The sequence below is a fragment of the Lutibacter profundi genome, assembly GCF_001543325.1.
Taxonomy (GTDB): domain Bacteria; phylum Bacteroidota; class Bacteroidia; order Flavobacteriales; family Flavobacteriaceae; genus Lutibacter; species Lutibacter profundi.
Map to the genome: position 1 here is coordinate 738365 of NZ_CP013355.1, position 26767 is coordinate 765131.

At 28.4% G+C, this 26767-nt stretch carries 23 protein-coding genes and 2 pseudogenes; 21 read left to right on the forward strand and 4 right to left on the reverse strand.

Translation table 11 applies throughout. The annotated features are described in order from the left end of the window. Positions 1–366 precede the first annotated feature (366 nt). Both Lupro_RS03225 and Lupro_RS03230 read left to right on the forward strand, forming a co-directional pair. Positions 367–1536, forward strand: coding sequence for a MalY/PatB family protein (locus Lupro_RS03225; protein WP_068206213.1), 1170 nt, complete (start codon positions 367–369; stop codon positions 1534–1536). A 46-nt stretch (positions 1537–1582) separates the two neighbouring features. Further along, positions 1583–3175 carry a solute:sodium symporter family transporter gene (locus Lupro_RS03230; RefSeq protein ID WP_227807474.1) on the forward strand — a complete coding sequence of 531 codons (1593 nt, stop codon included), beginning with the start codon at positions 1583–1585 and terminating at the stop codon, positions 3173–3175. A 263-nt stretch (positions 3176–3438) separates the two neighbouring features. On the opposite strand, the pseudogene Lupro_RS13970 reads toward Lupro_RS03230, so the two are convergent. Next, positions 3439–3781 (reverse strand): annotated as a pseudogene (locus Lupro_RS13970) (IS982 family transposase); the annotation flags it as partial. 167 nt (positions 3782–3948) lie between these two features. Here Lupro_RS13970 and Lupro_RS03235 point away from each other — a divergent pair. The 5 genes from Lupro_RS03235 (at position 3949) to Lupro_RS03255 (ending at position 9145) form a co-directional block, all read left to right on the forward strand. Further along, positions 3949–5265 carry an APC family permease gene (locus Lupro_RS03235; protein WP_068206215.1) on the forward strand — a complete coding sequence of 439 codons (1317 nt, stop codon included), beginning with the start codon at positions 3949–3951 and terminating at the stop codon, positions 5263–5265. Positions 5266–5458: 193 nt separating this feature from the next. Next, positions 5459–5650 (forward strand): cold-shock protein, encoded by a 192-nt coding sequence (locus Lupro_RS03240; protein ID WP_068206217.1) that lies wholly within the window; start codon positions 5459–5461, stop codon positions 5648–5650. 108 nt (positions 5651–5758) lie between these two features. Beyond that, a complete protein-coding gene (locus tag Lupro_RS03245) occupies positions 5759–7027 on the forward strand; it encodes a D-alanyl-D-alanine carboxypeptidase (RefSeq protein ID WP_068206219.1) in 1269 nt (422 codons plus the stop codon). A 231-nt stretch (positions 7028–7258) separates the two neighbouring features. Then, entirely contained in the window at positions 7259–8431 is a 1173-nt protein-coding gene (locus Lupro_RS03250; protein WP_068206222.1) for an ATP-grasp domain-containing protein, read from the forward strand. Positions 8432–8446: 15 nt separating this feature from the next. Next, positions 8447–9145 carry an aspartate/glutamate racemase family protein gene (locus Lupro_RS03255; protein ID WP_068206224.1) on the forward strand — a complete coding sequence of 233 codons (699 nt, stop codon included), beginning with the start codon at positions 8447–8449 and terminating at the stop codon, positions 9143–9145. Position 9146: 1 nt separating this feature from the next. On the opposite strand, the gene Lupro_RS03260 is transcribed toward Lupro_RS03255, so the two are convergent. Continuing rightward, complete coding sequence (locus Lupro_RS03260) at positions 9147–9911, reverse strand: MBL fold metallo-hydrolase (protein WP_068211390.1); 765 nt, start codon at positions 9909–9911, stop codon at positions 9147–9149. 456 nt (positions 9912–10367) lie between these two features. Here Lupro_RS03260 and Lupro_RS03270 point away from each other — a divergent pair, with 456 nt between their 5' ends. The 7 genes from Lupro_RS03270 to Lupro_RS03300 all read left to right on the forward strand — a co-directional run bounded on the left by Lupro_RS03270 (position 10368) and on the right by Lupro_RS03300 (position 16477). After that, positions 10368–11468 carry a Re/Si-specific NAD(P)(+) transhydrogenase subunit alpha gene (locus Lupro_RS03270; RefSeq protein WP_068206226.1) on the forward strand — a complete coding sequence of 367 codons (1101 nt, stop codon included), beginning with the start codon at positions 10368–10370 and terminating at the stop codon, positions 11466–11468. A 12-nt stretch (positions 11469–11480) separates the two neighbouring features. Next, a complete protein-coding gene (locus Lupro_RS03275; RefSeq protein WP_068206229.1) occupies positions 11481–11789 on the forward strand; it encodes an NAD(P) transhydrogenase subunit alpha part 2 in 309 nt (102 codons plus the stop codon). Beyond that, positions 11789–13174 carry an NAD(P)(+) transhydrogenase (Re/Si-specific) subunit beta gene (locus tag Lupro_RS03280; protein WP_068206231.1) on the forward strand — a complete coding sequence of 462 codons (1386 nt, stop codon included), beginning with the start codon at positions 11789–11791 and terminating at the stop codon, positions 13172–13174. Before Lupro_RS03275 ends, Lupro_RS03280 begins: the two co-directional genes overlap by 1 nt. A 125-nt stretch (positions 13175–13299) precedes the next feature. Next, complete coding sequence (locus tag Lupro_RS03285) at positions 13300–14754, forward strand: nicotinate-nucleotide adenylyltransferase (RefSeq protein WP_068211393.1); 1455 nt, start codon at positions 13300–13302, stop codon at positions 14752–14754. 58 nt (positions 14755–14812) lie between these two features. Beyond that, complete coding sequence (locus tag Lupro_RS03290; RefSeq protein WP_068206234.1) at positions 14813–15355, forward strand: RNA polymerase sigma factor; 543 nt, start codon at positions 14813–14815, stop codon at positions 15353–15355. Between the two features lie 34 nt (positions 15356–15389). Further along, positions 15390–16010 carry a hypothetical protein gene (locus Lupro_RS03295; protein ID WP_068206235.1) on the forward strand — a complete coding sequence of 207 codons (621 nt, stop codon included), beginning with the start codon at positions 15390–15392 and terminating at the stop codon, positions 16008–16010. 11 nt (positions 16011–16021) lie between these two features. Further along, a complete protein-coding gene (locus Lupro_RS03300) occupies positions 16022–16477 on the forward strand; it encodes a hypothetical protein (protein WP_144439105.1) in 456 nt (151 codons plus the stop codon). A 26-nt stretch (positions 16478–16503) separates the two neighbouring features. Here Lupro_RS03300 and Lupro_RS03305 read toward each other — a convergent pair whose 3' ends face one another. Further along, on the reverse strand, positions 16504–18129 hold the full coding sequence (locus Lupro_RS03305) for an ABC-F family ATP-binding cassette domain-containing protein (protein WP_068206239.1): 1626 nt from the start codon (positions 18127–18129) through the stop codon (positions 16504–16506). Positions 18130–18295: 166 nt separating this feature from the next. On the opposite strand from Lupro_RS03305, the gene Lupro_RS03310 reads away from it, so the two are divergent. Together Lupro_RS03310 and Lupro_RS03315 are read left to right on the forward strand one after the other, a co-directional pair. Then, on the forward strand, positions 18296–19681 hold the full coding sequence (locus Lupro_RS03310) for a hypothetical protein (RefSeq protein ID WP_068206240.1): 1386 nt from the start codon (positions 18296–18298) through the stop codon (positions 19679–19681). A gap of 95 nt (positions 19682–19776) precedes the next feature. Beyond that, positions 19777–21552 (forward strand): DEAD/DEAH box helicase, encoded by a 1776-nt coding sequence (locus Lupro_RS03315; RefSeq protein WP_068206243.1) that lies wholly within the window; start codon positions 19777–19779, stop codon positions 21550–21552. A 95-nt stretch (positions 21553–21647) separates the two neighbouring features. Here Lupro_RS03315 and rocD read toward each other — a convergent pair whose 3' ends face one another. Beyond that, positions 21648–22889, reverse strand: a complete 1242-nt coding sequence (gene rocD / locus Lupro_RS03320) for an ornithine--oxo-acid transaminase (RefSeq protein ID WP_068206245.1) — start codon at positions 22887–22889, stop codon at positions 21648–21650. Between the two features lie 241 nt (positions 22890–23130). Between rocD and Lupro_RS03325 the strand changes: the two genes are divergently transcribed. The 5 genes and pseudogenes from Lupro_RS03325 to Lupro_RS13105 form a co-directional block, all read left to right on the forward strand. Beyond that, positions 23131–23589, forward strand: a complete 459-nt coding sequence (locus Lupro_RS03325) for a c-type cytochrome (protein ID WP_068206247.1) — start codon at positions 23131–23133, stop codon at positions 23587–23589. Positions 23590–23666: 77 nt separating this feature from the next. After that, positions 23667–25076, forward strand: coding sequence for a 23S rRNA (uracil(1939)-C(5))-methyltransferase RlmD (gene rlmD, locus Lupro_RS03330; protein WP_068206249.1), 1410 nt, complete (start codon positions 23667–23669; stop codon positions 25074–25076). A gap of 7 nt (positions 25077–25083) precedes the next feature. Further along, positions 25084–25536 (forward strand): DUF6452 family protein, encoded by a 453-nt coding sequence (locus Lupro_RS03335; protein WP_068206250.1) that lies wholly within the window; start codon positions 25084–25086, stop codon positions 25534–25536. Further along, positions 25502–26194: a DUF6048 family protein gene (locus tag Lupro_RS03340; RefSeq protein ID WP_068206252.1), complete on the forward strand. Its 693-nt coding sequence runs from the start codon at positions 25502–25504 to the stop codon at positions 26192–26194. Before Lupro_RS03335 ends, Lupro_RS03340 begins: the two co-directional genes overlap by 35 nt. A 226-nt stretch (positions 26195–26420) precedes the next feature. Then, a pseudogene (locus tag Lupro_RS13105) lies at positions 26421–26762 on the forward strand (translation initiation factor); the annotation flags it as partial. Between the last annotated feature and the right edge of the window lie 5 nt (positions 26763–26767).

The window sequence follows — 26767 nt, forward strand, 5'->3', positions numbered from 1 at the left end:
AGCATTTTTAAGTGCTATTCTCTTTACATACGAAACTTCAATTTACTATAATCAACTTCTTCAGAAAAAGAGAAAATCTCTCGCAGACGAGAACAAAGCCTTAAAATATGCCCGTTATGCTTTTGGTGAAATTGTATTGGTGATTATTGGTATTTAAATTCCTTTCAGTATTATTAATTGGAATGAAAAAAATAAAATTGATACTCATCTAATTAAATAATATATTATCATACAATTAACAGAAAAATAGCACTGACTTCAAGCAACAATTAATGGTTCTAAATACTATTACATAAATTCATTATATTTACCTTACACTAGGTAATTAATATTTAGTACTATGTTAGGTACAACTTAATCTCAACAATGAATATTGATAATAAATTAAAAAATTTACCTTTAACCAAATCTAATCCAAAAACATTGGAGGTCCTATTTGGAAAAACTGACCTTATTCCCATGTGGGTTGCAGATATGGAATTTGAAATTGCAAAGCCAATTCAAGAAGCATTAATAAAAAGGATTACAAATTCAAGTTTTGGTTATGAGTATAAGCCTACCTCCTATTTTAAAGCTCAAAAAAAGTGGTATTTTAACAATTATAAAATTGAACTAAATAAGAATCACATAGTTTATAGTCCAAGTATTACAACTACAATTACTATTTTAATTGAAAATTTCACATCAGCAAGTGATGGAATAATAATTCAACCTCCTGTTTTTATGGAATTTAGAGATGTAATTAGAAAAACAAATCGTAGAATAACAAAAAACCCTTTAAAATTAATTAACAACCGATATCAAATTGATTTTCAAGATTTAAAAAACAAAGCAAAATTAGAAAAGAATAAAGTTTTAATCATTTGTAACCCTCACAATCCAGTTGGTCGAGTTTGGACTAAAGAAGAACTAAAGCAAATAATTGAAATTTGCAAAGAAAATAACTTACTCCTTATTTCAGATGAAATACATAAAGATATTATCCTTTTCAACAATCAATTTACTTCGACTTTACAATTTATTAATAATTATGAAAAAATTGTTGTTTGCACCTCTGAGGCAAAGACTTTTAATCTTTGTGGAATAGCAGACTCTATAGCAATTATTTCAAATGATAGAATACGAAATATTGTTTCTTCTACATTCAAAAAATATAATTTAGGGAGAACTAATGCACTTACAAGAGTTGCATTAGAAGCTGCTTATAATAATGGTGAATATTGGTTGAAAGAGGTTATAAACACCATTGAAAAAAATATTAAAAGTATAGAAAGAGAATTAGAAACTTCTAAAATTGAGCTTATAAAACCTGAAGGAACTTATCAAGTTTGGTTAGACTTTAGAAAGGTTTATAAAGACACTAAAGAAATGTTCAGCCATTTAACAGAAAACTCTGGAATTGGACTTAATGCAGGTCATTGGTTTGGACGTGAAGGTACATTATTTATGAGAATGAATATAGCAACCAGCAATAAAAAAGTTACTGATGCAATAGAAAAAATAAAAAAAGCTGTGGCTAATAACAAATTGAAATAAAAGAATTTAAATTTAATTTATTAATCAGTAAAATAAGATCCTATAAATGATACAATTGCTATCCTTTTTCTTTTTCACCTTCTTAGTAGCTTTTATAGCTTATTTAGCCACACGCAAAACAAAAGAAAACACTTCTGATGGTTATTTTTTAGGAGGCCGAAGTTTGACAGGTGTTGTAATTGCAGGCTCATTATTGCTTACAAATTTATCAACCGAACAAATCGTAGGCCTAAATGGAGCTGCCTATAAAGAAGGTATTTTAGTAATGGCTTGGGAAACTCTTGCTGCTATTGCTATAGTAATAACAGCTTTTGTTTTACTACCTAGATACTTAAAAAGTGGTATTACAACTGTTCCTCAATTTTTAGAAAGCCGATATGATAAAACAACCAAAACAATTACTTCTATTTTGTTTCTAAGTGGCTATATGATTGTTTTACTACCTATTGTACTGTATTCTGGTGCTCTTGCTATAAATACAATGTTTGACGTACCCGCACTACTAGGTGTTTCAGATGTTACTGCTTTATGGATTAGCGTTTGGACTATTGGAATAGTTGGCTCTATTTATGCTGTTTTTGGAGGATTAAAAGCTGTAGCTGTATCGGACACAATTAATGCTATTGGTTTATTAACAGGAGGTTTATTAGTACCCTATTTTGGTCTTCTAGCTATTGGAGACGGTAATTTATCTGATGGTTGGAGTAACTTAATTATTACTAACCCTGAAAAATTTAATGCTATTGGAGATAGCAATGCATCAGTACCTTTTGCAACAATATTTACAGGAATGATGTTAGTTCAACTTTTTTATTGGGGAACAAATCAGGCAATTATTCAACGAGGACTAGGAGCAAAAAACTTAAAAGAAGGACAAAAAGGTTTATTGTTAGCAGCATTTATTAAAATTTTAGTTCCATTTATTGTAGTTCTTCCAGGAATTATTGCTTTTCAACTATTTAAAGACCAACCATTAACAAATCCAGACCAAGCTTACCCTTTTTTAGTGAGTAAAGTTTTACCCGTATCTTTACTCGGTTTTTTTGCTGCAGTTCTTTTTGGTGCGGTTTTAAGTTCTTTTAATTCGGCTCTAAATAGCTCATCAACTCTTTTTGGTTTAGATATCTACAAAGCATACATTAATAAGAATGCTAATGAACAACAAACGGTAAAAATGAGTAAATTGTTTGGAATTTTATTAGCCGTTTTTTCAATGCTTATTGCACCTTTCATTGCGTATGCTAATAATGGACTATTTGGCTATTTACAAGAAGTTAATGGATGCTACAGCATACCTATTTTAACTATAATTTTGGTAGGATACACTACAAAATATGTTCCTGCAATTGCTGCAAAAATTGCTATTATTTCTGGTGTTGTTTTATATAGTATTAGCCAATTTATTTTAAAACCATTTGTCTTTGGCTCTGAAAACTACCCTCATTATCTGCATATTATGGCAATTTTATTTGTAATTAATATTATGGTAATGCTAATAATAGGATATTTTAAACCAAGAAAAGATGCATATAATTTAAAATATAGTCATGATGTAGATATAACACCTTGGAAATACTTATACTTAATGGGTATTTCCATCGTAATTATTGTAATTGGTATTTATTTTTATTTTTCATAGAGAATACTATTTTAACTATTGTGAGTTATCACTATTTTATCATCTATGATAATAAAATTTAGAATGCCAAGAAACTAAAACAATTCTAAAGTATTTAATTTTTATGTTTGTACATTAGTATACAATTTAACCCGTTATGTATTTAAATAATGCTAATTTTCAAATTATTAATATTTCTATCAAAAACAAACTTATTAATAAATTAAACCTCTATTTGGAGAACTATAAAACTCTTCCTTACATATTTTACTGCTATTACTTCAAGATAATTTAACCATCTCTAAAGGCGTACTATCTACAACAAAATAGTTTTCAAATTCATTAAACTTATTTGACAGTTTATTTCTAATAAACGCTATTGCAAAAATAATTTTCGCTTCCTTCTATTATAAACGGGACGTTCAATCTTATTTTTTTAATCAATAAAAATCTACCTAAACAACTAACATTCAATATCAATACTCATATATTCTGCTGTTAAATTTATAGTAATTAATTTTAGATCTCTAAGTCTTGGTTTTCTTTTTGTTTTAAAAATTGTTCTTTTTCTGTAATTGTTTTTAATATTTCTAAAATTTTGTCGTAATTTGATTTAAAGTTGTTCATATATTTAATTGCTTGATATTCAAATAAATATACGTCTTTTTATAGTCGATGAACAACTTTTTTTATGCAATTATTAATGCACAACGGGGTTAAACAATAATATTTTATTTAAAAACTTTAAAATTACAATTTTAAGTTTGCATTTTTTTTTAACTATAAAAAATAATATGAGTATACACAGAAAAAGGAATAAAACCCTTGGATTAGCTGAACTTGTTGCCATTGCTTTAGGGGGTATGGTAGGTGGTGGAATATTTACAATTTTAGGCGTTTCCGTATCATTAATTGGGAATTTAACCCCAATTGCAATTATAATAGGTGGCTTGTTAGCTTCTTTAGCAGCTTATTCATACGTAAAATTAGGACTTTATTATAAAGATGAAGGTGCAACCTATTCATTCTATAAAAAAACATATCCTAATTCTCCTTTTTCTGCTTCTGCAATAGGTTGGTTTGTAATTTTTGGCTACATAAGTACTTTAGCTCTCTATGCGTATACTTTTGCTTCTTATGTGATTAGTAGTACTGATTTTGCTAATAATATTTGGATAAGAAAATCTATAGCTATAGCAGTAATAAGTCTTTTTACACTTATCAATGTTTGGAGTGTTAATGGAATGGGAAAAATAGAAGATTTAATGGTTTATACAAAATTGGTAGTACTAACCATTATTTCAATTGTATTAATGCAACATGGAACAACTAATTTTGGAACTTTTATAGATAATATGGTAATTGATGCTGAAAAATCAAGTATCTTTTCTATTCTTATAGTTGCTTCTATAACTTTTGTTGCTTATGAAGGATTTCAACTAGTTATTAATGCCGTAAGTGAAATGAAAAATCCTGAAAAAAATATTCCAAGAGCAATTTATTTGGCCATTGCACTAGCTGTAGTAATATATGTAGTAATATCTATGGGAGCATTATTTGCAATTCCAACTGACGAAATAATAAAAAACAAAGAATATGCTTTAGCTGCTGGAGCAGGTAAAGTACTTGGTAGTTTAGGAACCAACCTCGTAATTCTTGGAGCTGTTTTAGCAACAAGTAGTGCAATTAGTGGTACTGTATTTGGATCTTCCAGGCAAATGGCCGTAGTTGCAGAAGATGGTTTTTTTCCAAATTGGTTATCTTTTAGAAAAAACAATATTCCTATAAATGCTATTATTTCTATGGCTATAATGTCTTGTGTTTTAATTCTAATTGGTGGTCTTGAATTAATACTAGAGTTTGGAAGTATTACCTTTTTATTAGTATCTTTATTAATGGCAATTGCCAATTATAAAATTAGATTAAAAACAAATTCATCAAAAACTCTAACTTCTTTATCAATTTTTGGACTGAGCATTGGAGGTATACTAATTTTATATTACGAGTTTACACACAAATGGGAACAAATGCTCATTATAATTTCACTCTATATTCTACTAGCTCTTGGAGCTTGGCTCTTTTCAAAAAAGCGCAGTAAAAAACTAGAATAAAATTATAACAACATCTTTTACCATGCCAAAATAAAACATTAACCTTCTGAATTTCAAATAATTAAACTTTTATTAATTGCAACTCAATAAGAACTTAGAAATCATGAATATTGTTAAATATTTCATAATATTATGAATTTTAAATATAAAACACTATATTTGCATTTAATATAAATATTTAATAATAATAATAATGAGTAAAGGAACAGTAAAATTCTTCAATGAAACAAAAGGATTTGGATTTATCAGCGAAGAAGGTTCAAACAAAGAACATTTTGTACACATTTCTGGTTTAATCGACGAAATTCGTGAAGGTGATGATGTTGAGTTCGAATTAACAGAAGGTAGAAAAGGCTTAAACGCAGTTAATGTAAAAGTAATTTAATATATACTTATTACCTTTTTTCAAACTAGAAGCCTATCAAATTTGATAGGCTTTTTTTATGTCATAAACCTTTTTATCTTTTTTAGTTATAAATTTACAAATCAAAATATGTTTAAGCACCTCTATAAAACAACATTTATACTGCTTATTATAATTTTATTAACTTCTTGTGGTACAACACATAAAATTAAACGTAATTTTAAAAAAGACAATAAGGTAACTTCTTTTTTTAAAGGTTTTGTGTTGTATAATCCTAAAACTAAAAAAGAGATTATAAATTATAATGGAGCAAAATATTTTACACCTGCATCAAACATAAAATTATTCACTTTTTATACAGCTTACAAAACACTTAAAGATTCTGTTTCAAGTTTAGCTTATTACAAAACACAAGATTCATTAATTATAAAAGGAACAGCAGATCCTTCATTATTATATGGATTTGATAGTTCAAAAATAATTAATTTTTTTAAAAATGAAACTGATAGCATTTATTTATTAGATGAATACATTGATGAAGCACCTTATGGAAGTGGATGGGCCTGGGACGATTTCCAATATTATTATATGCCCGAGAAAAATTTATTTCCTATTTATGGAAATATTGTAACGTTTTCTTTGGCAGACAGTTTACAAGTAAATCCTTCTTTTTTTAAACAACAAATAAAAGTACTAGATTCTACCAATAGTATTAGGGAACTTTCAAAAAATATTTTTTATGTAGAAAAAGGAAATACACAGGAAAACGAAGTTCCTTTTATTACATCAAATCAATTGACCGCTAAATTATTAGGTGAATTTATTCAAAAAAATATTACTGTAATTCCAACTTCTGAAAAATATAAATTTGAAATTTTAAAAGGAGTTAGTTCTAACGACTTATACAAACAAATGCTTGTTGTAAGTGATAATTTTATTGCCGAGCAATTAATGCTCAAAGTTGCAAAGCAGGTTGCTAATTCTTACAATGTTAAATTAGCCATTGAATATTCTTTAGCTAACTACTTACAAAATTTACCTCAAAAACCGCGTTGGGTAGATGGCTCTGGGCTGTCTCGCTATAATTTATTTACACCCAACGACTTTGTTTTTTTATTAGAAAAAATGCTGAATGAAATTCCTAAACAACAGTTATTAAATTACTTTCCTGTTGGTGGAGAATCAGGCACTTTAAAAAATTGGTATGGAAATAAAAAACCTTTTGTATACGCAAAATCGGGTTCCTTGTCTAACAATTATAATTTAAGTGGCTATTTAATAACAAAAAAAGGTACACTTCTTATTTTTAGCTATATGAATAACCATTACCAAATTGAAACTTCAAAAGTTAAAAGTGATATGGAAAGAACCTTAAAAATAATATATAACAACTATTAGATTTACCTGAAAATTATTGAAAATCCTTTTCATGGCATTTACTTGGTTTATTATTATACAGATAGAACCTTATCGCATAGTGAAGAACTTTTTATTCCAGCACCAACAAATATCAATTTAAAAGAATTAATAGCAACTTTAAAAGAATTAAACACGAAATAAATCACTTTATTTTTAAGTTTTTAAGTAATTTTACACCTATAAATTACTTTTAACTTCTCATCAAAAAATATGATATTAATTGATAAACCCTATGTTTCAGATTTTTTAATTGAAACCATAAAAAAAAATAACTTTAAAATTGTTGCAACTTCAGAAGCAACAAAAATAATTTTAGACAAATCGTTAAATTGGATTTCCGAAAAAGAAGCTATTCATTTAATCAAAAACAATCCGACTACACCTATCTACTCTAATTCAGAAAATATTATTAGTTGGGTTGAGCAAAATTTAGAATTTTCAAAATTACCAAATCAAATTCAGCTTTTTAAAAATAAAATAACATTTAGAGAATTAGTACAAGATATTTTTCCAAAATACTTTTTTAAAGGTGTTAAATTTGAAGATTTAGACAGTATTTCTATTGATAATTTACCTTTTCCATTTATTATAAAACCAGCAATTGGTTTTTTTAGTTTAGGAGTTCATAAAGTTGATAAGCCCCAAGAATGGAAAGAAGTTTTAGTAAAAATAAAACAAGAAATAACTCAAATCAAAGGGTTCTACCCTAGTGAAGTTTTAAATACCACCAATTTTATTATTGAAGAATGTATTGAGGGTGAAGAATATGCTATTGATTGTTATTTTAATAATAAAGGAGAACCAATTGTTTTAAATATTTTACATCATATTTTTTCATCAGGAAAAGATGTTAGCGATAGAATTTACACCACTTCAAAAGAAATCATTGAAAATAATATTGACAAAATAGAAAAGTTTTTACAAATAATAGGCGAAAAAGCGAGTTTAATAAATTTCCCTGTACATGTTGAAGTTAGAATAGCTAAAAAAGGAGAAATAATACCCATTGAAGTAAATCCGCTACGTTTTGGAGGTTGGTGTACAACCGGTGATTTATCTTGGTATGCGTATGGTATAAATTCTTATGAATACTTTTTGAAAGGTAAAAAACCTCAATGGGAAGAAATTCTAGAAACTAGAAAAGATAAAAAATATAGTATTATTTTGTTAGATAACAACTCTGGAATTGATAAAAATAATATCTCACATTTTAATTATGAACAAGTTCTTAAAGATTTTGAAAACCCTTTAAGCTTAAGAAAAGTTAATTTTAATGAATACCCTATTTTTGGTATTTTATTTGTTGAAACTTCGCTTGGAAATGAACAAGAACTTGATAAAATTCTAACTTCCAAATTAAAAAAGTACATTGTACTAAAATAATAACTTATTTTTAATATGAAAACAATAGGGCTAATTGGAGGTATGAGCTGGGAATCTTCTGCGGTTTATTATGAATATATAAATAAAAAGGTTAGAACATTAAAAGGTGGTTTTCACTCATGTAAAAACATTATGATTTCTGTTGATTTTGCTGAAATTGAAAAACTACAGCATGAAAACAATTGGAAAACTCTCAATAAATTAATGGTTAATGCTGCCAAACAACTAGAACTAGCTGGAGCTGATATTGTGGTTCTTTGTACAAATACAATGCATTTATGTAGTAGTGAAATTATAAAAAATATTTCAATTCCTTTTTTCCATATAGCAGAAGCAACTGGGAAAGAAATTGCGCAAAAAGGTATTAAAAAAGTAGCTTTGATAGGCACAAAATTTACTATGGAAAAAGATTTTTATAAAGGATTTTTGACAAATCATTTTAAAATTGAAGTTATAATACCTACTGTAAAAGAAAGACAATTAATTCATGATATTATTTACAATGAATTGGTAGTAGGGAAAATAAAAAATAAATCAAGAGATATTTATAAAACAATCATTTATAATTTAGAAAAACGGGGTGCAGAAGGTGTTATACTCGGTTGTACCGAAATACCATTACTTATCTCAAACACTGATGTAAACATCCCAACATTTAACACCACCAAAATTCATGCAGAAAAAGCAGTTGAGTGGGCTTTAATAAATGATTAAATTAAGTTATATCTAACACTAATTCATCATACGCTAAAAACACATTTTTAGGTAATGTTTTCTCCACATCTGCATGAAATCCTAAATAATGACTTATATGTGTCAAATAAGCCTTCTTCGGTTTTAGTTCTTCAATTAAATTTAATGCTTCTTCCAAATTTAAATGAGAGCGATGTGGTTTGTAACGTATAGCATTAATAATTAAAACTTCTAAGTTTTTAAGTTTAGTCTTTTCCTTCGTTGTTATGGTTTTAACATCTGTTAAGTAAGCTACATTTCCAAATCTGAACCCAAAAATTAGCAATTCACCATGTGCTACTTCAATTGGAATTATTTTTAAATTTTTTAATTGAAATGGAGTGTTTTTTATTTCATTTTGTACAACACTTGGGGCTCCTGGATATTTATTTTTATCTTCAAAAATATAATCAAATCTCTGAGCTAAATTTTCTAGTACTCTTTTTTGAGCATAAATTGGCACAGCTCCTAATTGAAAACTAAATGGACGTAAATCGTCTAAACCCGCCGTATGATCCGCATGTTCATGTGTAAACAAAACACCATCAATTTTAGTAACATTTGCTCTCAACATTTGATACCTAAAATCTGGCCCACAATCCACTACATAAGAAAAATCATCCCATTCAACCAAAATTGAGACTCTTAAACGTTTATCTCTTTTGTCTTTTGATAAACAAACAGGATGTGTACAGTTAATAACTGGAATTCCTTGCGATGTACCTGTGCCTAAAAAAGTAATTTTAATACCCATTATTTTATAAAAGAATTACAAGTATACTTCAAAAAATTGTAAATGTAAATTTATTTTGTATTTTTTATTTTTAAAATAAAATGATTAGAAATATCGTTCTATTTCATTTTTTAATGTAATACTTATTACATAAATTACATTAAACTCAAAATAATTACATTCTAAAAAAAAATGTGATTTTTATCAACTTTTTACGTTAAATATTTGTATATTTTTACACATTCTTTAAAAGAACAAGATTTGTAATATGAAAAATAAATCAATAATAATTACTTTTTTCAATACTAGTCTAATTGTTATTGTTTATAACATACTTCTGAGTAAAACTTTATTTAAAATTGAAACTAGTTTTTTAGCTAGTTTTCTTTTTTTGATTTCATTATTAAAATTTTCTCAAATTTACAATTTGAAATATTTATATAAATTTACACATACCAAAACTTTACGTATATGAAAATAGGTGTATTAAAAGAAACAAAAGTAGGCGAAAAAAGAGTAGCCATTTCACCCAGTATAGCCAAAAAGCTTATTGACAAAGGGTTTGAAGTTTTAATTGAAGAAGATGCAGGTTCAGCCTCCTCCTTTAAAAATTCAGACTATGAAGCAATTGGTGCTTCAGTAGAAAAAAGAGGAGTAGTTTTTAAAAATGCAACCATACTTATAAAAATTAACCCATTTGATGAAGAAGATTTAAAATTAGTGGATAAAGGGCACATTTTAATGAGCCAACTATACCACAAATCAAATCCTAAACTCATTGAATCAATTGCCGCAACAGGTGCTACTGCATTTTCAATGGATGCTATGCCTCGTATTTCAAGGGCACAAGATATGGATGTTTTAAGTTCACAAAGTAATTTAGCTGGTTATAAAGCTGTTATTTTAGGCGCCTATGAAATGACAAAAATATTTCCATTAATGATGACAGCAGCAGGTACAATTACCCCTTCAAAAGTTTTAATCTATGGTGTTGGCGTTGCTGGTTTACAAGCAATTGCAACGGCTAAAAGGTTGGGAGCTGTTGTTATGGCTACTGATATTAGAATGGAAACAAAAGAACAAGCTGAATCACTGGGAGCTAAATTCATATCAGTTGATAATACGGGTGAAGAATCTGAAGGCGGTTATGCTAAAGAAGCTTCTGAAGATTACGCACGCAGACAAAAAGAAGCTGTTAATAAATCGTTATTTGATGCAGATTTGGTAATTACTACGGCTATGATACCAGGACGTAAATCTCCTGTATTAATTACTGAAGAACAAGTTAAACAAATGAAAAATGGTGCTGTTATTATTGATTTAGCTGCCGCACAAGGAGGTAACTGTGAAATTAGTGAAATGAATAAAACAGTTACCAAGCATGGTGTAAAAATTATTGGAACCACTATTTCTCCAGAAAGCGTTTCAACTAATGCAAGTGATTTATACGCAAAAAACATATATAACTTTATAATGCATTTAACTGAAAATAATGAATTTAAATGGGAGTTGGATGAAGAAATAACTGATGAAACTTTAATTGTACAAGAAGGAAAAATTAGAAAAAACTAAAACTAAACGAATATGAATGAATTATTAGAATTTATTAGCAATAATTTAGAATTAATATATATCCTAATTTTAGCGATATTTATTGGTGTAGAATTAATAAAAAATGTACCATCCGTATTACACACTCCTTTAATGTCAGGTGCAAATGCACTAAGTGGTGTTGTAATTGTTGGAGCATTATTAGTAATGCTTCAAGCAAATCCTAAAGATTACTTATCATTAGGTTTAGGGTTTGTTGCCGTAGTATTAGGAATTATAAACGTGATTGGTGGTTTTGCAGTTACCGACCGTATGTTACAAATGTTTAAAAAGAAAAAATAATGAATATAACATTAAGTATTATCTATTTGATTGCAACCGTTACATTTGTTATCGGTTTAAAAATGTTAGGACACCCTGAAACAGCAAAAAAAGGAAATTTAATTGCTGCGGTAGGTATGATTTTAGCTATTATTGGAACAATCTTTTTACATGATTTTGAAGTAGCTTCTATAAATTACATTTTAATTGGAGCTGCTTTATTAGTTGGAACTGTCGTTGGATGGCTAATTGCCATTAAAGTTGAAATGACAAAAATGCCCGAATTAGTTTCACTATTCAATGGTTTTGGAGGTGCAAGTGCAATGCTAATTGGAATAGTTGAATATGGCAATAAAGTTGGAGACGCAATGCAAACTTCAACCGTAATTGCGGCTATTGCTATTGGTAGTATTACCTTTACAGGAAGTTTAATTGCTTGGGCTAAATTAAATGGCTCTATGAAAGATATTAGGCTTCCAAAATATAACCTACTAAATAATATAGTTTTATTAGGGCTATTAGCCTTCTCAACTTATATTGTTATGATGGGTGGAAACCATTTATTCCTAATTTATATCTTATTATTTGCTTCGTTAGTTTATGGAATTTTATTTGTTATACCAATTGGAGGAGCTGATATGCCAGTTGTAATCTCTCTTTTAAACTCTTTAACAGGTATTGCAGCTGCAATCACAGGTATTCTATACGGTAATATGGTGATGTTGGTTGGAGGTATCTTAGTTGGATCTGCAGGGTTAATTTTAACTTTTGTAATGTGTGATGCAATGAATAGATCTCTAAGTAATGTGATTTTTGGAGCATTTGGAGGTGATGGTTCTACAGAAGGAGTTGCAGCAGTTGGAAAAACAGGCGGTACTGTTAAGAAAACAACGGCTAGTGATGCTGCAATTATGCTTAATTATGCAAGTAAAGTTGTAATTGTACCTGGTTATGGATTAGCCGTAGCACAAGCGCAACACGTTATTCACGAACTTGAATTATTGCTAACTAGCAAAGGTGTTGATGTGTCTTATGCCATTCACCCAGTTGCAGGTCGTATGCCCGGCCATATGAATGTTTTATTGGCTGAAAGCAATGTTGACTACGATAAATTAATTGAAATGGATGATATTAACCCTCAATTCCCTAATACTGATGTGGTATTGGTGGTGGGTGCAAACGACGTTGTAAATCCTGCAGCACATAACGACCCTTCAAGTCCTATCTATGGTATGCCAATTTTAGATGTAGAAAATGCGAAGCATATTATTATTAATAAACGTAGTATGAATGTTGGTTATGCTGGTATTCAAAATGAATTATTTTTTAATCAAAAAACTTCAATGCTCTTTGGTGATGCTAAAGCTGCTTTAACAGACTTAGTTTCAGAACTAAAAAACATGTAATTTTTGTAAATTACAAAAACCTTCTTTAGAAGATGCAATTTAAAATTGCATCTTCTTTTTTTGGGAAAATCCTATTCACTATCATATCATTTTTTAGTATTTTTGCCGAAACTAAAAAAATTCAAATGACATTAAAATTAAAAGGTGATATTGAAATTAGTGATATCCCTCCATGTACTACAAAAGCCTTAAAAATAAATCTTAACCAAAATATTTATGGCACTTTTGCCGAAATAGGTGCTGGTCAAGAAACAGTTCGGAATTTTTTTAGAGCTGGTGGTGCCTCAGGTACTATTGCTAAGGCAATGAGCGCTTATGATAAAAATTTTTCAGACGCCATCTATGGAGTTGAAGAAGATGGTCGTTATGTTACTGAAGAAAGACTAAAAAAAATGCTTCACTATGAAATTGAACTAATTGAAGATCGATTAAACAGAAAAAAACATCCAGGAAAAATGTTTTTTTCATATGCAAATACAGTAACAACTATAGATTTTGCCAAAAAATTCAAAGGGCATGGCTGGATTGGACTTAATTTTCAATTGGATCCTTTAGAAGATTATAATGAAATTATTTTACACGCACGCTTTAAGGAAACTGATGCTAAATTACAACAAGAAACTCTAGGCGTTTTAGGAGTTAACTTAATTTATGGAGCTTTTTATTTAAATGACAACCCTAAAGAGTTACTAAAATCGTTATATGATAACTTACATGAAGTTCAATTGGAAATTGATATGATTAATTTCTCTGGCCCTCGATTTTCATATATTGATAATAGACTCATGAGCCTATTATTGGTAAAAAATGGCATGACAAATGCAGTAATGTTTGGTCCAGATGGAAACAACTTATTACCTGCTCAACAATTATACAAAGCCAATATTTTGACGTTACGCGGTAGCTTTAGACCTGTAACTAAAGTAAATATGGACATGTATAAACTAGCTGAAGAACTTTTTTTAAAAGAAAATAAAGTCGATAAAAAAAACACTAAAATAATATTTGAAATTACATTAACTAATTTAATTTCTGAAGGAGAAATTAATGAAAGAGATTTCTTAGAAAGAGCTGAGTTACTATGCTCACTAGGTCAAAATGTAATGATTACCAATTTCCAAGAATACTATAAATTGGTTGAATACTTCTCTGAATTTACAAAAGCCAGAATGGCTTTAGCAATGGGAGTTTCAAGCTTTGTTCAAATATTTGATGAGAAATACTACCGCAATTTAAGTGGCGGAATTTTAGAGGCTTTTGGTAAATTATTTTATAAAGATTTAAAAGTTTATTTATACCCTCTTAAAGATCAACGAACAGGTGAAATTAAAACGAGTGAAAATCTAAAAGTTCATCCTCGAATGAAAGAATTATATAAATTCTTCAAATACAATGGAAAAGTAGTTGATATTGAAGATTATAATCCTGAAATTTTAGATATTTTCTCTAGGGTTGTTCTTGATATGATAGCAAAAGGAGAAAAAGGCTGGGAAGATATGCTCCCAAAAGGAATTTCTGAAATTATAAAAAATGAACGATTGTTTGGCTATTCAAAAAGAAAATTTGAGAAACTAACATAATCTTTGGTTTTGAATTAAACCTTTTCTATTTTTAAGCGTCTAATAGAAAATAAATTACGTGATAGACGAAAGATTATTAGTTGCTCAACTTAAAAATTCTGACACTCAGGAACTAGCATTTAGAAACTTAATGTCTCTATACAAAGAACGTTTGTATTGGCATATACGTAAAATTGTTTTAAATCATGAAGATGCAGATGATGTACTTCAAAATACATTCATTAAAGTTTTTAAGAATATCCATTCATTTAAAGAAAACAGTAAATTATATTCTTGGATATATAGAATAGCTACCAATGAAGCCATTACTTTTATTAATAAAAAAGCGGCAAAACAGCATATTGATATCAATGAATTACAGCATAAAATAACTGATAATTTACATGAAGACCCTCATTACTCAGGTAGTGAAATTCAACAATTATTACAAAAAGCAATTATTTCATTACCTCAAAAACAACAATTAGTATTTAACATGAAATATTTTGATGAAATGAAGTATTCAGATATCTCTGAAATTTTAGACACTTCTGTTGGAGCCTTAAAAGCATCATATTTTCATGCCGTAAAAAAAATTGAAAAATTTTTAAAATCATATTAAACCATCATATTAAAAACATGTCTTATAATTATTAATGAAAAAAGGAAATTTACATAAAAAAACACCTATGTTAAGTGAGGAATTACTTAAAAAAAATGGCTTTGAAATACCTGAAAATTATTTTGAAACTATTGAAGATGGCGTTTTAGCTAAATTAAAAACTGCAAAATTTCCAACGAAAATAAAACTTAATGCATTTAATACTCCTGAAAAATATTTTGACACAGTTGAAGATATTATTATTACAAAACTAAAGGCTGAAGCAATTCATGGTAAGAGGAATACTTCAATACCTGAAAAATACTTTGACACATTAGAAGAAAGTGTTTTAACTAAAATAAATGATGAAGCAAAAGTAATTTCATTAAAAAGAAAATTAACTAAATTTATAGCACCTATAGCAATTGCTGCTTCACTCCTATTACTATTTATTCTAAAAAACGATACTCCTAAAATTACATTTAACTCCCTTAATTCAACAGAAATTGAAGATTGGATTTATAATGGTAGTGTGGATATTGATGCTTTAAGCATTGTTTCTATGTATCCTGAAATTGAGTTAGATAGTGAAATATTAAGCACTTCTATTTCAGATAATGAAGTTTTAGAATATTTAAATGAAGAAGATCTAGATGAAATTCTCTATAAAAACTAAAAATGAAAAAAATGAAAAAATTACTATTCTTAACATATATAATACTGCTAACAACAAACACATCGTTCTCTCAACAGCAAAATAGGCAAAGAATTAAAGCACTTAAAACAGCTTATATAACTGAGGCTCTAAATTTATCACCAAATGAAGCCGAAAAATTCTGGCCTATTTACAATATGTATACAACTAAAATACAGGCTTTAAAAATGTCACTTGAGGGTGGGCTTCAGCATAAAGTTCAATTAGCTGGTGGAATTGATTATTTATCAAATAAGGAAGCACAAAAATTGATAGATGACGTAATTTTAACTGAACAACAAATTACTGACAACAAAATAAAATTAGTGAAAGAGTTGTCTAAAATAATTTCAGCAGTAAAAATTATACGACTTAAAAAAGCTGAAAAAGAGTTTAACAGAAGAATTTTGAGAGAATTTAGCAGACGAAAAAAACTACAAAGACAATAAAAAAGTAAGCAAGATAGCTCGCTTTTTTATTGATACATTTTAGCTCTAAGTTCTTTAGTTTTAGAATCTTCAAGATACTCATCAAATGTAGAATATCTATCTATGACTCCCTTTGGTGTTATTTCAATAATTCTGTTAGCAACGGTATGTGCAAATTCATGGTCATGAGTTGTAAACAATACTGTGCCTTTAAAGTTTTTTAACGAATTATTAAATGCCTGTATTGACTCTAAATCTAGGTGGTTTGTTGGTTCATCTAACATTAACACATTGGCTCTAATCATCATCATCCTAGATAACATACAACGTACTTTTTCTCCTCCAGAAAGCACATTGCATTTTTTTAGAGCTTCTTCTCCGCTAAAAATCATTTTCCCAAGAAATCCTCTTAAATACACTTCTTCACGTTCTTCTTCGGTTTTCGCATATTGTCGCAACCAATCAACTAAATTTAAATTAACATCTTTAAAAAATTCAGAATTATCTAAGGGTAAATATGACTGACTTGTAGTAACACCCCATTGAAATTTACCGCTATCAGCTTTTATATGTCCATTTAAAATTTCATAAAATGTAGTTACAGCTCTTGGATTTTTTGATATTAACGCTACTTTATCTCCTTTATTTAAATTAAAGTGAATATCTTTAAATAACACTTCTTCATCTGTTGATTTAGATAAATGTTCAACATTTAAAATTTGATCCCCTGCTTCTCTATCACGTTCAAATATAATTGCTGGATACCTACGACTTGAAGGTTTTATTTGATTAACATCTAATTTTGCAATCATTTTTTTACGAGATGTTGCTTGTTTAGATTTTGCAACATTGGCTGAAAAACGACGAATAAACTCTTCTAATTCTTTCTTTTTATCTTCAGCTTTCTTATTCTGCTGAGCACGTTGTTTTGCTGCTAACTGACTAGATTCATACCAAAAAGTATAATTTCCTGAATAATGATTTATTTTTCCAAAATCAATATCAGAAATATGAGTACAAACAGCATCTAAAAAGTGACGGTCATGCGATACTACAATTACAGTATTATCATAGTTAGCCAAAAAATTCTCTAACCAACCAATAGTTTCAAAATCAAGATTATTGGTAGGCTCATCCATAATTAAAACATCTGGATTTCCAAACAATGCTTGAGCTAATAATACACGTACTTTTGCCTTCCCATCTAACTCACTCATTAACGTATAATGCAAATCTTCTTTTATTCCTAATGAGGATAATAATGTTGCTGCGTTACTTTCAGCATTCCAACCTCCCATTTCTTCAAATTCAACACCTAATTCTCCAACTTTAATACCATCTTCTTCAGAAAAATCTTCTTTGGCATAAATAACATCCATCTCTTTTTTAATATCAAATAATTTTTTATTACCCAACATAACCGTATCTAAAACCTGATAGTTATCAAAAGCGTAATGATCTTGAGAAAGAACAGACATGCGTTTACCAGCTTCTAAATGTACTTGTCCTGATGTTGGATCTATTTGACCTGAAATAATTTTTAAAAAAGTTGATTTTCCTGAACCATTGGCACCAATAATTCCGTAGCAATTTCCTATTGTAAATTTTGTATTTACATCGTCAAACAAAACACGTTTACCGAATTGAACAGACAAATTTGATACTGAAAGCATTATATATTTTTATTTAAAATTTTTGCAAAAGTAATAAATTAGATTCACTAAAAAATATTTAATTTAAAGTTAATTATAACTATTTTAAAATACCTTTTCTATATTTAACATCTCGTTAACAAACTAGCGTATAAGTTGTACGTATTTTTGTGTCAACTTGTTTTCAATGAAGTATTTTATAAGTATCATATTATTCGTTTTAATTTTTAGTTGTAAAACAACTGAAAAAGATAATCCTGAAATTTATTTTGGAGGAGAAATTATCAATCCTAAATCAAGTTATGTCTTGTTTTTAAAAGATAATGAAGTAATTGATACCTTACCTCTTGATAAAAACAACCGTTTTTTTAATAAATATAAATCATTGAAAGAAGGTTTGTATACATTTATACATGGCAATGAGTTTCAGTATATTTATTTAGAACCTGCTGATAGCGTATTGGTGAGATTAAATACTTGGGATTTTGATGAATCACTTGTGTATAGTGGAAAAGGAAGTGATAAAAACGAATTTTTAATCAATCTTTTTTTACAAAATGGAAAAGAAGAAAAAGAGATGTATCAATATTTCAGTTTATCAGAAGCCAATTTTCAAAAAAAAATAGATTCCTTATTAACTAATCGACTTAAAATTTATAACGATTTTTCAACTACCCAAACTCATATTTCTGAAGACTTTAAAAAATTAACTACTACAGCAATTAACTTCCCTTTGTATAGGTTGAAAGAAATTTACCCTTATTTTCACAAAAGAGCTCATAACTTAGATAAGTTTCCTGAAATCTCTGCTAAATTTTACAATTTTAGAAATAATATTGATTTAAATGAGAAAAAGTTGGTTTCTTTTTACCCTTATCAAAACTATATTATTAGCTATTTGTACAACTTAAGTTATCAACTGAAAGAAAAAGATACCACTAAAAATAATATTACAGCCAATATTTTGAATGCTACTATAAAGCATGTTAAGGCTGAAAACTTCAAAAATACCTTACTAAAAAAAATTATAATAAATGATTTTTTCAAAACTAAATCCACTTGTAGTATTAATAATAAAGCTTTAGATATTTTCTTAAAAAATTGTAGTAACCCATCTTTTGTAAAGCAAGTTAAAAGTTTGGTAAATGACAGTGAATTTGTATCTAATGGCAAACCTCTTCACAATTTTGAAATTGTTTCTACCAACAATGTTAAAACCACCATTAACAATGTTATAAAAGGATCCAATACAGTTATTTATTTTTGGTCTACAGATTTTATGTCATCCGATTATTTGGTAAATAGAATCAAATACTTAGAAAATAAGTATCCAACTATTTTATTTATTGGCATTAATATGCATCCTTCTCTAGAAAATATAAAAACAGAACCTCATTTAAAACTACTAGATACTTCAAAACAATTTAAGTTAACTAAAGATAGCTACGCAAATAAATACCTAACTAGTAAATATCCACGAATTATTATTGTTAATAGCAAGGGAATAGTTAAAAATGGCTTTACCTATTTAGACTCAAATAAATTAAATTTAGAATTAAACAAATTAAAATAAAATATTTTTTCCTCTTTGTATTAAATTAAAGTGTATCTTTGCACGTTTTTAACCGGTTTATAGATGGGCGTCTGTAAATCAATAATATATACAGAATGTCGACATTTATGGAGTTAGGGCTTAATAGCAATATTATTAAGGCTTTAACCGATTTAGGATACGAAAATCCTACAGAAATTCAATCAAAATCAATTCCTCAAGTTTTAAACTCAAAAGAAGATTTAAAAGCATTTGCACAAACAGGTACAGGAAAAACTGCTGCTTTTAGTTTGCCAATTATAGAGCAAATTGATACAAAAAGCAAAGATACACAAGCAATTATCTTATCGCCAACTCGCGAATTAGCAATTCAAATTGCTAAAAATATAGCTGAATTCTCTAAACATATAGATGGTTTTAGAACCGCAGCTGTTTATGGAGGGTCAAATATTGAAGAACAAATTAGAAAACTCAAAAAAGGGGTTCATATTGTTGTTGGTACACCAGGTAGAACGGTGGATTTAATTAACCGAAAACAATTAAAATTATCTAATGTAAAATGGTTAGTTTTAGATGAAGCAGATGAAATGCTGAATATGGGTTTTAAAGATGAGTTAGATAAAGTTCTTGCTGTTACCCCTAAAGAAAAACAAACCTTACTGTTTTCTGCAACTTTCCCAAAAGAAGTAGAAAGTATTGCAAAAAATTATATGCACAAACCAGTTGAAATTAGTGCTGGTAAAAAGAATGTTGGTGCAGATCAAGTATCACATCAATTCTATGTAGTTTCAGAAAGAAATAGGTATGCAGCGCTAAAAAGAATTGCAGATGTAAATCCTAATATTTATGGAATTATTTTTTGTAGAACCCGTAGAGAAACACAGGAAGTTGCCGATAAATTAATAAAAGATGGCTATAGTGCAGATGCGCTTCATGGAGATTTATCACAAGCTCAACGAGATAGTGTTATGGGTAAATTTCGTAAAAAAAACTTACAGCTTTTAGTTGCAACAGATGTGGCTGCCAGAGGTTTAGACGTTACCGATTTAACACATGTTATAAACCATAAATTACCAGACCAAATAGAGTCTTATACTCACCGAAGTGGTAGAACAGGAAGAGCCGGAAAAGAAGGTATTTCAATTGCAATTGTTACAGGGCGTGAAAAAGGTAAATTACACCCTATTGAACGATTAATTGGGAAAAAATTTGTGAGCACCTCTATTCCAACTGGAAAAGAAATTTGCCAAAATCAACTTCTTAAACTAATTGATAAAGTACAAGACATTAAAGTTAATGAGACTGAAATGGCTGATTTTCTACCTTCTATTTATGAAAAATTAAAAGATTTAGACAGAGAAGAATTAATAAAACGTTTTGTTTCACTTGAATTTAACACATTTTTATCATATTATGAAAATGCACCTGATTTAAATGACAGTGACCAAATGAGAGGTGGTTCAGATAGTAGAGGAAGACGAAGAAATGACGAAAATATGTCTCGTTTTTTTATCAATATAGGGAGAAAAGACAGGTTAAATCCTGCCCGATTAATTGGTTTAATTAATGAGCAGCAAATTGCAAAAAATATTGAAATAGGTCAAATTGAAATTCTAGATACATTTTCATTTTTTGAATTAGACAAAAACTATACCGATGAAACAATTGCTGTTTTTAAGGAGAACGATGTTGATTTTGAAGGTAGGAATGTAAATGTAGAGATTACAGAGAAAAAACGCTCTGGAAGAAGTGGTGGAAGAAGAAGCGATGGAGATAGAAAAAGAAGAGACAAAAATTCAAAAGGAGATTTTAGTAAATTTGGACGAAATCGTTCTAATACTAAAAATGCTTTTAGCTCAGCTAATAAAAGCTCTAAAAGAAGAAAAAGATAATAAAAAAAGTGGCTTAAATGCCACTTTTTTTTTACATTGTTAAAAGCTTTAACAATAAAGAATTCTTTTTAAGAATAAAATAAATACTTTATTTTTTACAATTTGAATTCAACAATTGTTTTCTTTATAATTGAAATACAATCTAATAATTGCTCTTCATTCATAACCAATGGAGGTGCAAAACGAATAATATTTCCATGAGTTGGTTTCGCTAACAAACCATTATCACGTAATTTTAAACAAATATCCCAAGCTGTAGAACTATCTTCAGATTCGTTAATAATTATTGCATTTAATAAGCCTTTACCTCTCACCTGCTTTACCAAACCATTGGAATTAACTAATTTTTGAATTTCATTTCTAAATAAATTCCCTAATTGCTCTGCATTTTTAGCTAAATCTTCTTCTTTTATAACTTTGAGTGCTGCAATTGCGACAGCAGCAGCCAATGGATTGCCCCCAAAAGTAGAACCGTGTTGCCCAGGCTTTATAACATCCATTATTGCATTATTTGCTAGTACTGCTGATACAGGATAAACTCCTCCACTTAACGCTTTTCCTAAAATTAAAATATCTGGTGTTACGTTTTCATAATCTACCGCCAATAATTTCCCTGTTCTTGCAATACCCGTTTGTACCTCATCTGCTATAAAAAGAACATCATATTTTTCACACAGTTCTTTTGCTTTTTTTAAATATCCTTCTGAAGGCACATAAACTCCTGCTTCTCCTTGGATGGGTTCAACCAAAAACCCTGCTATGTTATCAAATGATTTTAATGTAGTTTCCAAAGCATCTAAATTATCGTACTCTATTTTAATAAATCCAGCTGTATAAGGTCCAAAATTTTTACGAGCATCTTCATCGTTAGAAAAGGAAATGATGGTTGTAGTTCTTCCATGAAAGTTATTTTCACATACAATTATCTCAGCTTTGTTTTCGGCAATTCCTTTTTTTTCATATGCATATTTTCTACATAATTTAATTGCTGTTTCAACAGCTTCTGCTCCACTATTCATTGGCAGTACTTTATCAAAACCAAAATATTGCGTAATGTATTCTTCGTATTTGCCAAGTATATCATTGTAAAAAGCTCTGGAAGTTAATGTTAAGGTTTGAGCTTGATTTGTTAATGCTTTGATAATTTTAGGATGACAATGCCCTTGATTAACAGCTGAGTAAGCCGATAAAAAATCATAATATCGCTTACCGTCAACATCCCAAACATATACCCCTTCTCCTCTACTTAATACTACTGGTAGCGGGTGATAATTATGTGCACCATATTTTTCTTCTAAATTAATTGCTTGTTCTGATGAAATTTTTTCTGAAACCATTCTTATAAAATGTTTTAAAAATTGAATTTTCTTTCAATTCCTTCTTATGGAGAGAAATCATCCTAGTAGCCAACAAAATTACAAAATTTTTTACGATTTATATTTTATCAAATAGCAATAAAATGGATTCATTTTAAAAGAATACCTAGTCTGTTTAATCCAAATTAATTTTTATAAAAGTTTACATTATTATTGATTTTTTTTAGATAAATTAGCAGTTGTAAATTAAATTATAAAAAAAATGAAAAAATCAGTATTAGTTTTAGGATTAGCTGCACTATTTTTTGTGAGTTGCGGTGAAAAAAAGAAAGAAGAAAAAACAAAACCAATGATGCAACAGCCAATGATGCAACATAATACAACTACGGAAACAACCACAGCGACTAAGGAAGCTGATGCAACATCCGATGTGGCTGATAGTAAGGTTGAATTAGGTAAAAAATTATTTTCTGAAAAAACCTGTGCCACTTGTCACAATCCAACTATGAAAGTTATTGGCCCTTCAATTAAAGAAATTAATAAAATATATTCTGAGAAAAATGGGGATATTGTTAAGTTTTTAAAAGAAGAATCTAAACCTATTGTAGATACTGACCCTGGACAAGTTGCAATTATGAAAGCAAACTTAGATGGTTTTGTTAAAAATCTTTCTGAAGAAGAATTGGCTGCAATAGCAGCTTATATGAAAAGCGTTAAATAAAGATAGCTTATAAAAAATATTTGAAGCATCCCTTAAATTGGGGTGCTTTTTTTATGCTAAAATGTTACATTTGCAAAATGGGTAGAAGAAACAAATCAATTATTTTTGAAAATATTGAAGTAATAGATGCTGGCGCTAAAGGGAAAACAGTTGCAAAAGCACCAGATGGACGTATTATTTTTTTAACTAATACTGTCCCAGGTGATATTGTAGATATTAAAACCGGAAAAAAAAGAAAAGCATATTTTGAAGGTACTGCTATTAAATTTCACACATATTCTAAAAAAAGAGTTGAACCAGTTTGTGAGCATTTTGAACATTGTGGTGGTTGTAAATGGCAATTTATGGGATATGAGCACCAATTGGCATATAAAGAAAAAGAAGTGATAAATAATCTAACTCGTATTGGTCACCTTAATTTACCAGAAGCAACTCCCATTTTAGGTTGTGAAAATATTTATTTCTACAGAAATAAAATGGAGTTTTCTTTTTCAAATAGCCGTTGGCTTACCTTGGATGAAATAAATTCAGAAGAAAATATTGATAATAGAAATGCTTGTGGATTTCATATTTCAGGCATGTGGGACAAAATTTTAGACATTGATAAATGCCATTTGCAAGAAGACCCTTCCAATCAAATTCGAAATTTTATTAAAAATTACGGTATCAAAAATGGGTTAGAATTTTACAATCCAAGAGAGCAATCTGGCTTATTAAGAACCATTATGTTACGTATTTCTTCAACAGGCGAAATTATGGTTGTTATTCAATTCTTTAAAGAAGAAAAAGAAAAACGACTTGGTTTATTAAAAGCTATTTTTAAAGAATTCCCACAAATCACATCTCTTCAATATGTAATTAATAGTAAAGGAAATGATACTTTATACGATCAAGATATTATTTTATTTGAAGGTAGAGATCATATATTTGAAGAAATGGAAGGTTTAAAATTTAAAATTGGCCCAAAATCATTTTATCAAACAAATTCTGCACAAGCCTACGAATTATACAAAATAACACGTAATTTCGCTCAATTAACAGGAAATGAAGTTGTTTATGATTTTTATACAGGTACAGGAACTATTGCTCAGTTTGTAGCAAAGAAAGCTAAAAAAGTAATTGGTGTAGAATCTGTTCCTGAAGCCATTGAAGATGCAAAACTAAATGCACAATTAAATAATATAAATAACGTTGAGTTTTACGCAGGTGATATGAAAGATGTTTTTAATAATAAATTTATAAAAAAACATGGAAAACCCGATGTTATTATTACAGATCCTCCTAGAGATGGTATGCATAAAAATGTGGTGGCTAAAATTATAGAAATTGCACCAAAAAGAATAGTTTATGTAAGTTGTAATTCTGCAACTCAGGCACGTGACCTTGCTTTGATGAAAGAACAATACAACATTATAAAAACTCAAGCAGTTGACATGTTTCCACAAACACACCACGTTGAAAACGTAGTTTTATTAGAATTAAAATAGCTTAACAATGAAAAAAAATTACGTGCTAATATTTATTTTTCTTTTTACTTTTTTAAGTTGTGAAAAAGATGATATTTGTGTTGAAACCACTACTCCTAATTTAATTATTAAGTTTTATGATAACGATGATCCGACAGTGATAAAGCAAGTTACAGAATTAACTGTTTGGGCTGAAACTAAGGATAGTATTTATATAAACAAATCATTAGATTCTATTATTATACCTCTAAATTTAAATGAAAACTTTACGAAGTATATCCTTGAAAATAATACTATAAAAGATACTGTTAAATTTACATACAACAGAAATGATATTTTTGTTTCACGTTCTTGCGGTTATAAAACAATTTTTGAAAACTTACAAATAGAGAGCAATACCACAAATTGGATCAAAAGTATTAGCATTAATAATTCAACAATTGACAATGAAAAAGCAACACATATTTATATATTTCATTAGTATTCTTTTTACCATATCTGTTAATTCTCAAGAAAAACTAGATACCGTAAAAACTAAAGAAAGTTATGGTATTAGAATTGGATTGGATTTAAGTAAACCCATAACATCATTTTTAGATACTAATAGCTACGGATATGAATTTGTTGGTGATATGCGTATTTCAAGAAATTATTATGCCGCTGTTGAACTTGGATTTACCAACAAAACTACCATTGAAGATTATCTCAATTTCACCACAAAAGGATCTTATATTAAGGCAGGATTCAATTACAATGTTTATAAGAACTGGAAAGGTATGACTAATGAAATTTATATTGGCTTAAGATATGGTTTAAGTTTTTTTAATCAAACTTTAAATAATTACACGCCCCACGTAAAAGGAACTTATTTTATACCAAATACCCTTGAAGTAAATACCGAATTTAAAGATTTAACTGCACAATGGGTTGAAATTGTTTTTGGTATGAAAGTTGAAACTTTTAAAAATTTATATTTGGGAGTTAGTGTTAGTTTTAATAATATGCTGAATACAAAAGAGCCTGAAAATTTCAAAAATTTATATGTTCCAGGATTTAATCGTGTATTTTTAAATAATGCAGGAGTAGGATTTAATTACACTTTAAGTTACCTTATCCCTATTTTTAAAAAAGAAAATTAATTTTTAATGGGAACAAAAAATATTATTTCATTTTTTACATTTGGAGTTTTTTTAATTGTTGTTGGAGTAATCTTAAAAATATTAAAATGGCCTCAAGCAAATTTAATTCTGTTAATCGGTTTCATATTTGAACTACTTGCCATTTTATTTTATATCTGGAAAAAACTAAAAAAATAAATATTGTTTCATTACTTTTGTAAGTCTTTTTTAATAAAAACATGAGTAAAAAAAATTAAATAGCTTAGATGACTTAGGAGGTTTTGTTTTTTCAACAAATAATAGTTTTGAATTTGATGAAGAGCAAAATGAAGAAACTATAGCTCCTAATAAACAGTTTTTAGAAGCTCATTTTTCAAATAAAGGAAGAGCTGGTAAAACCGTAACGGTTATTTCAGGTTTTATTGGAAATAAAAGTGATTTAAAATCGTTAGGTAAACTATTAAAAACCAAATGTGGTGTTGGAGGTAGTATTAAAGATAACGAAATTATAATACAAGGAAATTATAGAGATAAAATAATGGTAATCCTTAAAAAAGAAGGATATAATATAAAACGCGTTGGCGGATAAAAATT

What these genes read in the sequence shown, in the direction of transcription:
- rlmD (WP_068206249.1), top strand. Translation starts at nt 23,667, where the DNA reads ATGGGTAGAAGAAACAAATCAATTATTTTTGAAAATATTGAAGTAATA.
- Lupro_RS03325 (WP_068206247.1), top strand. Translation starts at nt 23,131, where the DNA reads ATGAAAAAATCAGTATTAGTTTTAGGATTAGCTGCACTATTTTTTGTG.
- Lupro_RS03230 (WP_227807474.1), top strand. Translation starts at nt 1,583, where the DNA reads ATGATACAATTGCTATCCTTTTTCTTTTTCACCTTCTTAGTAGCTTTT.
- Lupro_RS03285 (WP_068211393.1), top strand. Translation starts at nt 13,300, where the DNA reads ATGACATTAAAATTAAAAGGTGATATTGAAATTAGTGATATCCCTCCA.
- Lupro_RS03295 (WP_068206235.1), top strand. Translation starts at nt 15,390, where the DNA reads ATGAAAAAAGGAAATTTACATAAAAAAACACCTATGTTAAGTGAGGAA.
- Lupro_RS03300 (WP_144439105.1), top strand. Translation starts at nt 16,022, where the DNA reads ATGAAAAAATTACTATTCTTAACATATATAATACTGCTAACAACAAAC.
- Lupro_RS03310 (WP_068206240.1), top strand. Translation starts at nt 18,296, where the DNA reads ATGAAGTATTTTATAAGTATCATATTATTCGTTTTAATTTTTAGTTGT.
- Lupro_RS03245 (WP_068206219.1), top strand. Translation starts at nt 5,759, where the DNA reads ATGTTTAAGCACCTCTATAAAACAACATTTATACTGCTTATTATAATT.
- Lupro_RS03235 (WP_068206215.1), top strand. Translation starts at nt 3,949, where the DNA reads ATGAGTATACACAGAAAAAGGAATAAAACCCTTGGATTAGCTGAACTT.
- Lupro_RS03225 (WP_068206213.1), top strand. Translation starts at nt 367, where the DNA reads ATGAATATTGATAATAAATTAAAAAATTTACCTTTAACCAAATCTAAT.
- Lupro_RS03275 (WP_068206229.1), top strand. Translation starts at nt 11,481, where the DNA reads ATGAATGAATTATTAGAATTTATTAGCAATAATTTAGAATTAATATAT.
- Lupro_RS03340 (WP_068206252.1), top strand. Translation starts at nt 25,502, where the DNA reads ATGAAAAAGCAACACATATTTATATATTTCATTAGTATTCTTTTTACC.
- Lupro_RS03335 (WP_068206250.1), top strand. Translation starts at nt 25,084, where the DNA reads ATGAAAAAAAATTACGTGCTAATATTTATTTTTCTTTTTACTTTTTTA.
- Lupro_RS03270 (WP_068206226.1), top strand. Translation starts at nt 10,368, where the DNA reads ATGAAAATAGGTGTATTAAAAGAAACAAAAGTAGGCGAAAAAAGAGTA.
- Lupro_RS03250 (WP_068206222.1), top strand. Translation starts at nt 7,259, where the DNA reads ATGATATTAATTGATAAACCCTATGTTTCAGATTTTTTAATTGAAACC.
- Lupro_RS03315 (WP_068206243.1), top strand. Translation starts at nt 19,777, where the DNA reads ATGTCGACATTTATGGAGTTAGGGCTTAATAGCAATATTATTAAGGCT.
- Lupro_RS03240 (WP_068206217.1), top strand. Translation starts at nt 5,459, where the DNA reads ATGAGTAAAGGAACAGTAAAATTCTTCAATGAAACAAAAGGATTTGGA.
- rocD (WP_068206245.1), bottom strand. Translation starts at nt 22,889, where the DNA reads ATGGTTTCAGAAAAAATTTCATCAGAACAAGCAATTAATTTAGAAGAA.
- Lupro_RS03280 (WP_068206231.1), top strand. Translation starts at nt 11,789, where the DNA reads ATGAATATAACATTAAGTATTATCTATTTGATTGCAACCGTTACATTT.
- Lupro_RS03305 (WP_068206239.1), bottom strand. Translation starts at nt 18,129, where the DNA reads ATGCTTTCAGTATCAAATTTGTCTGTTCAATTCGGTAAACGTGTTTTG.
- Lupro_RS03255 (WP_068206224.1), top strand. Translation starts at nt 8,447, where the DNA reads ATGAAAACAATAGGGCTAATTGGAGGTATGAGCTGGGAATCTTCTGCG.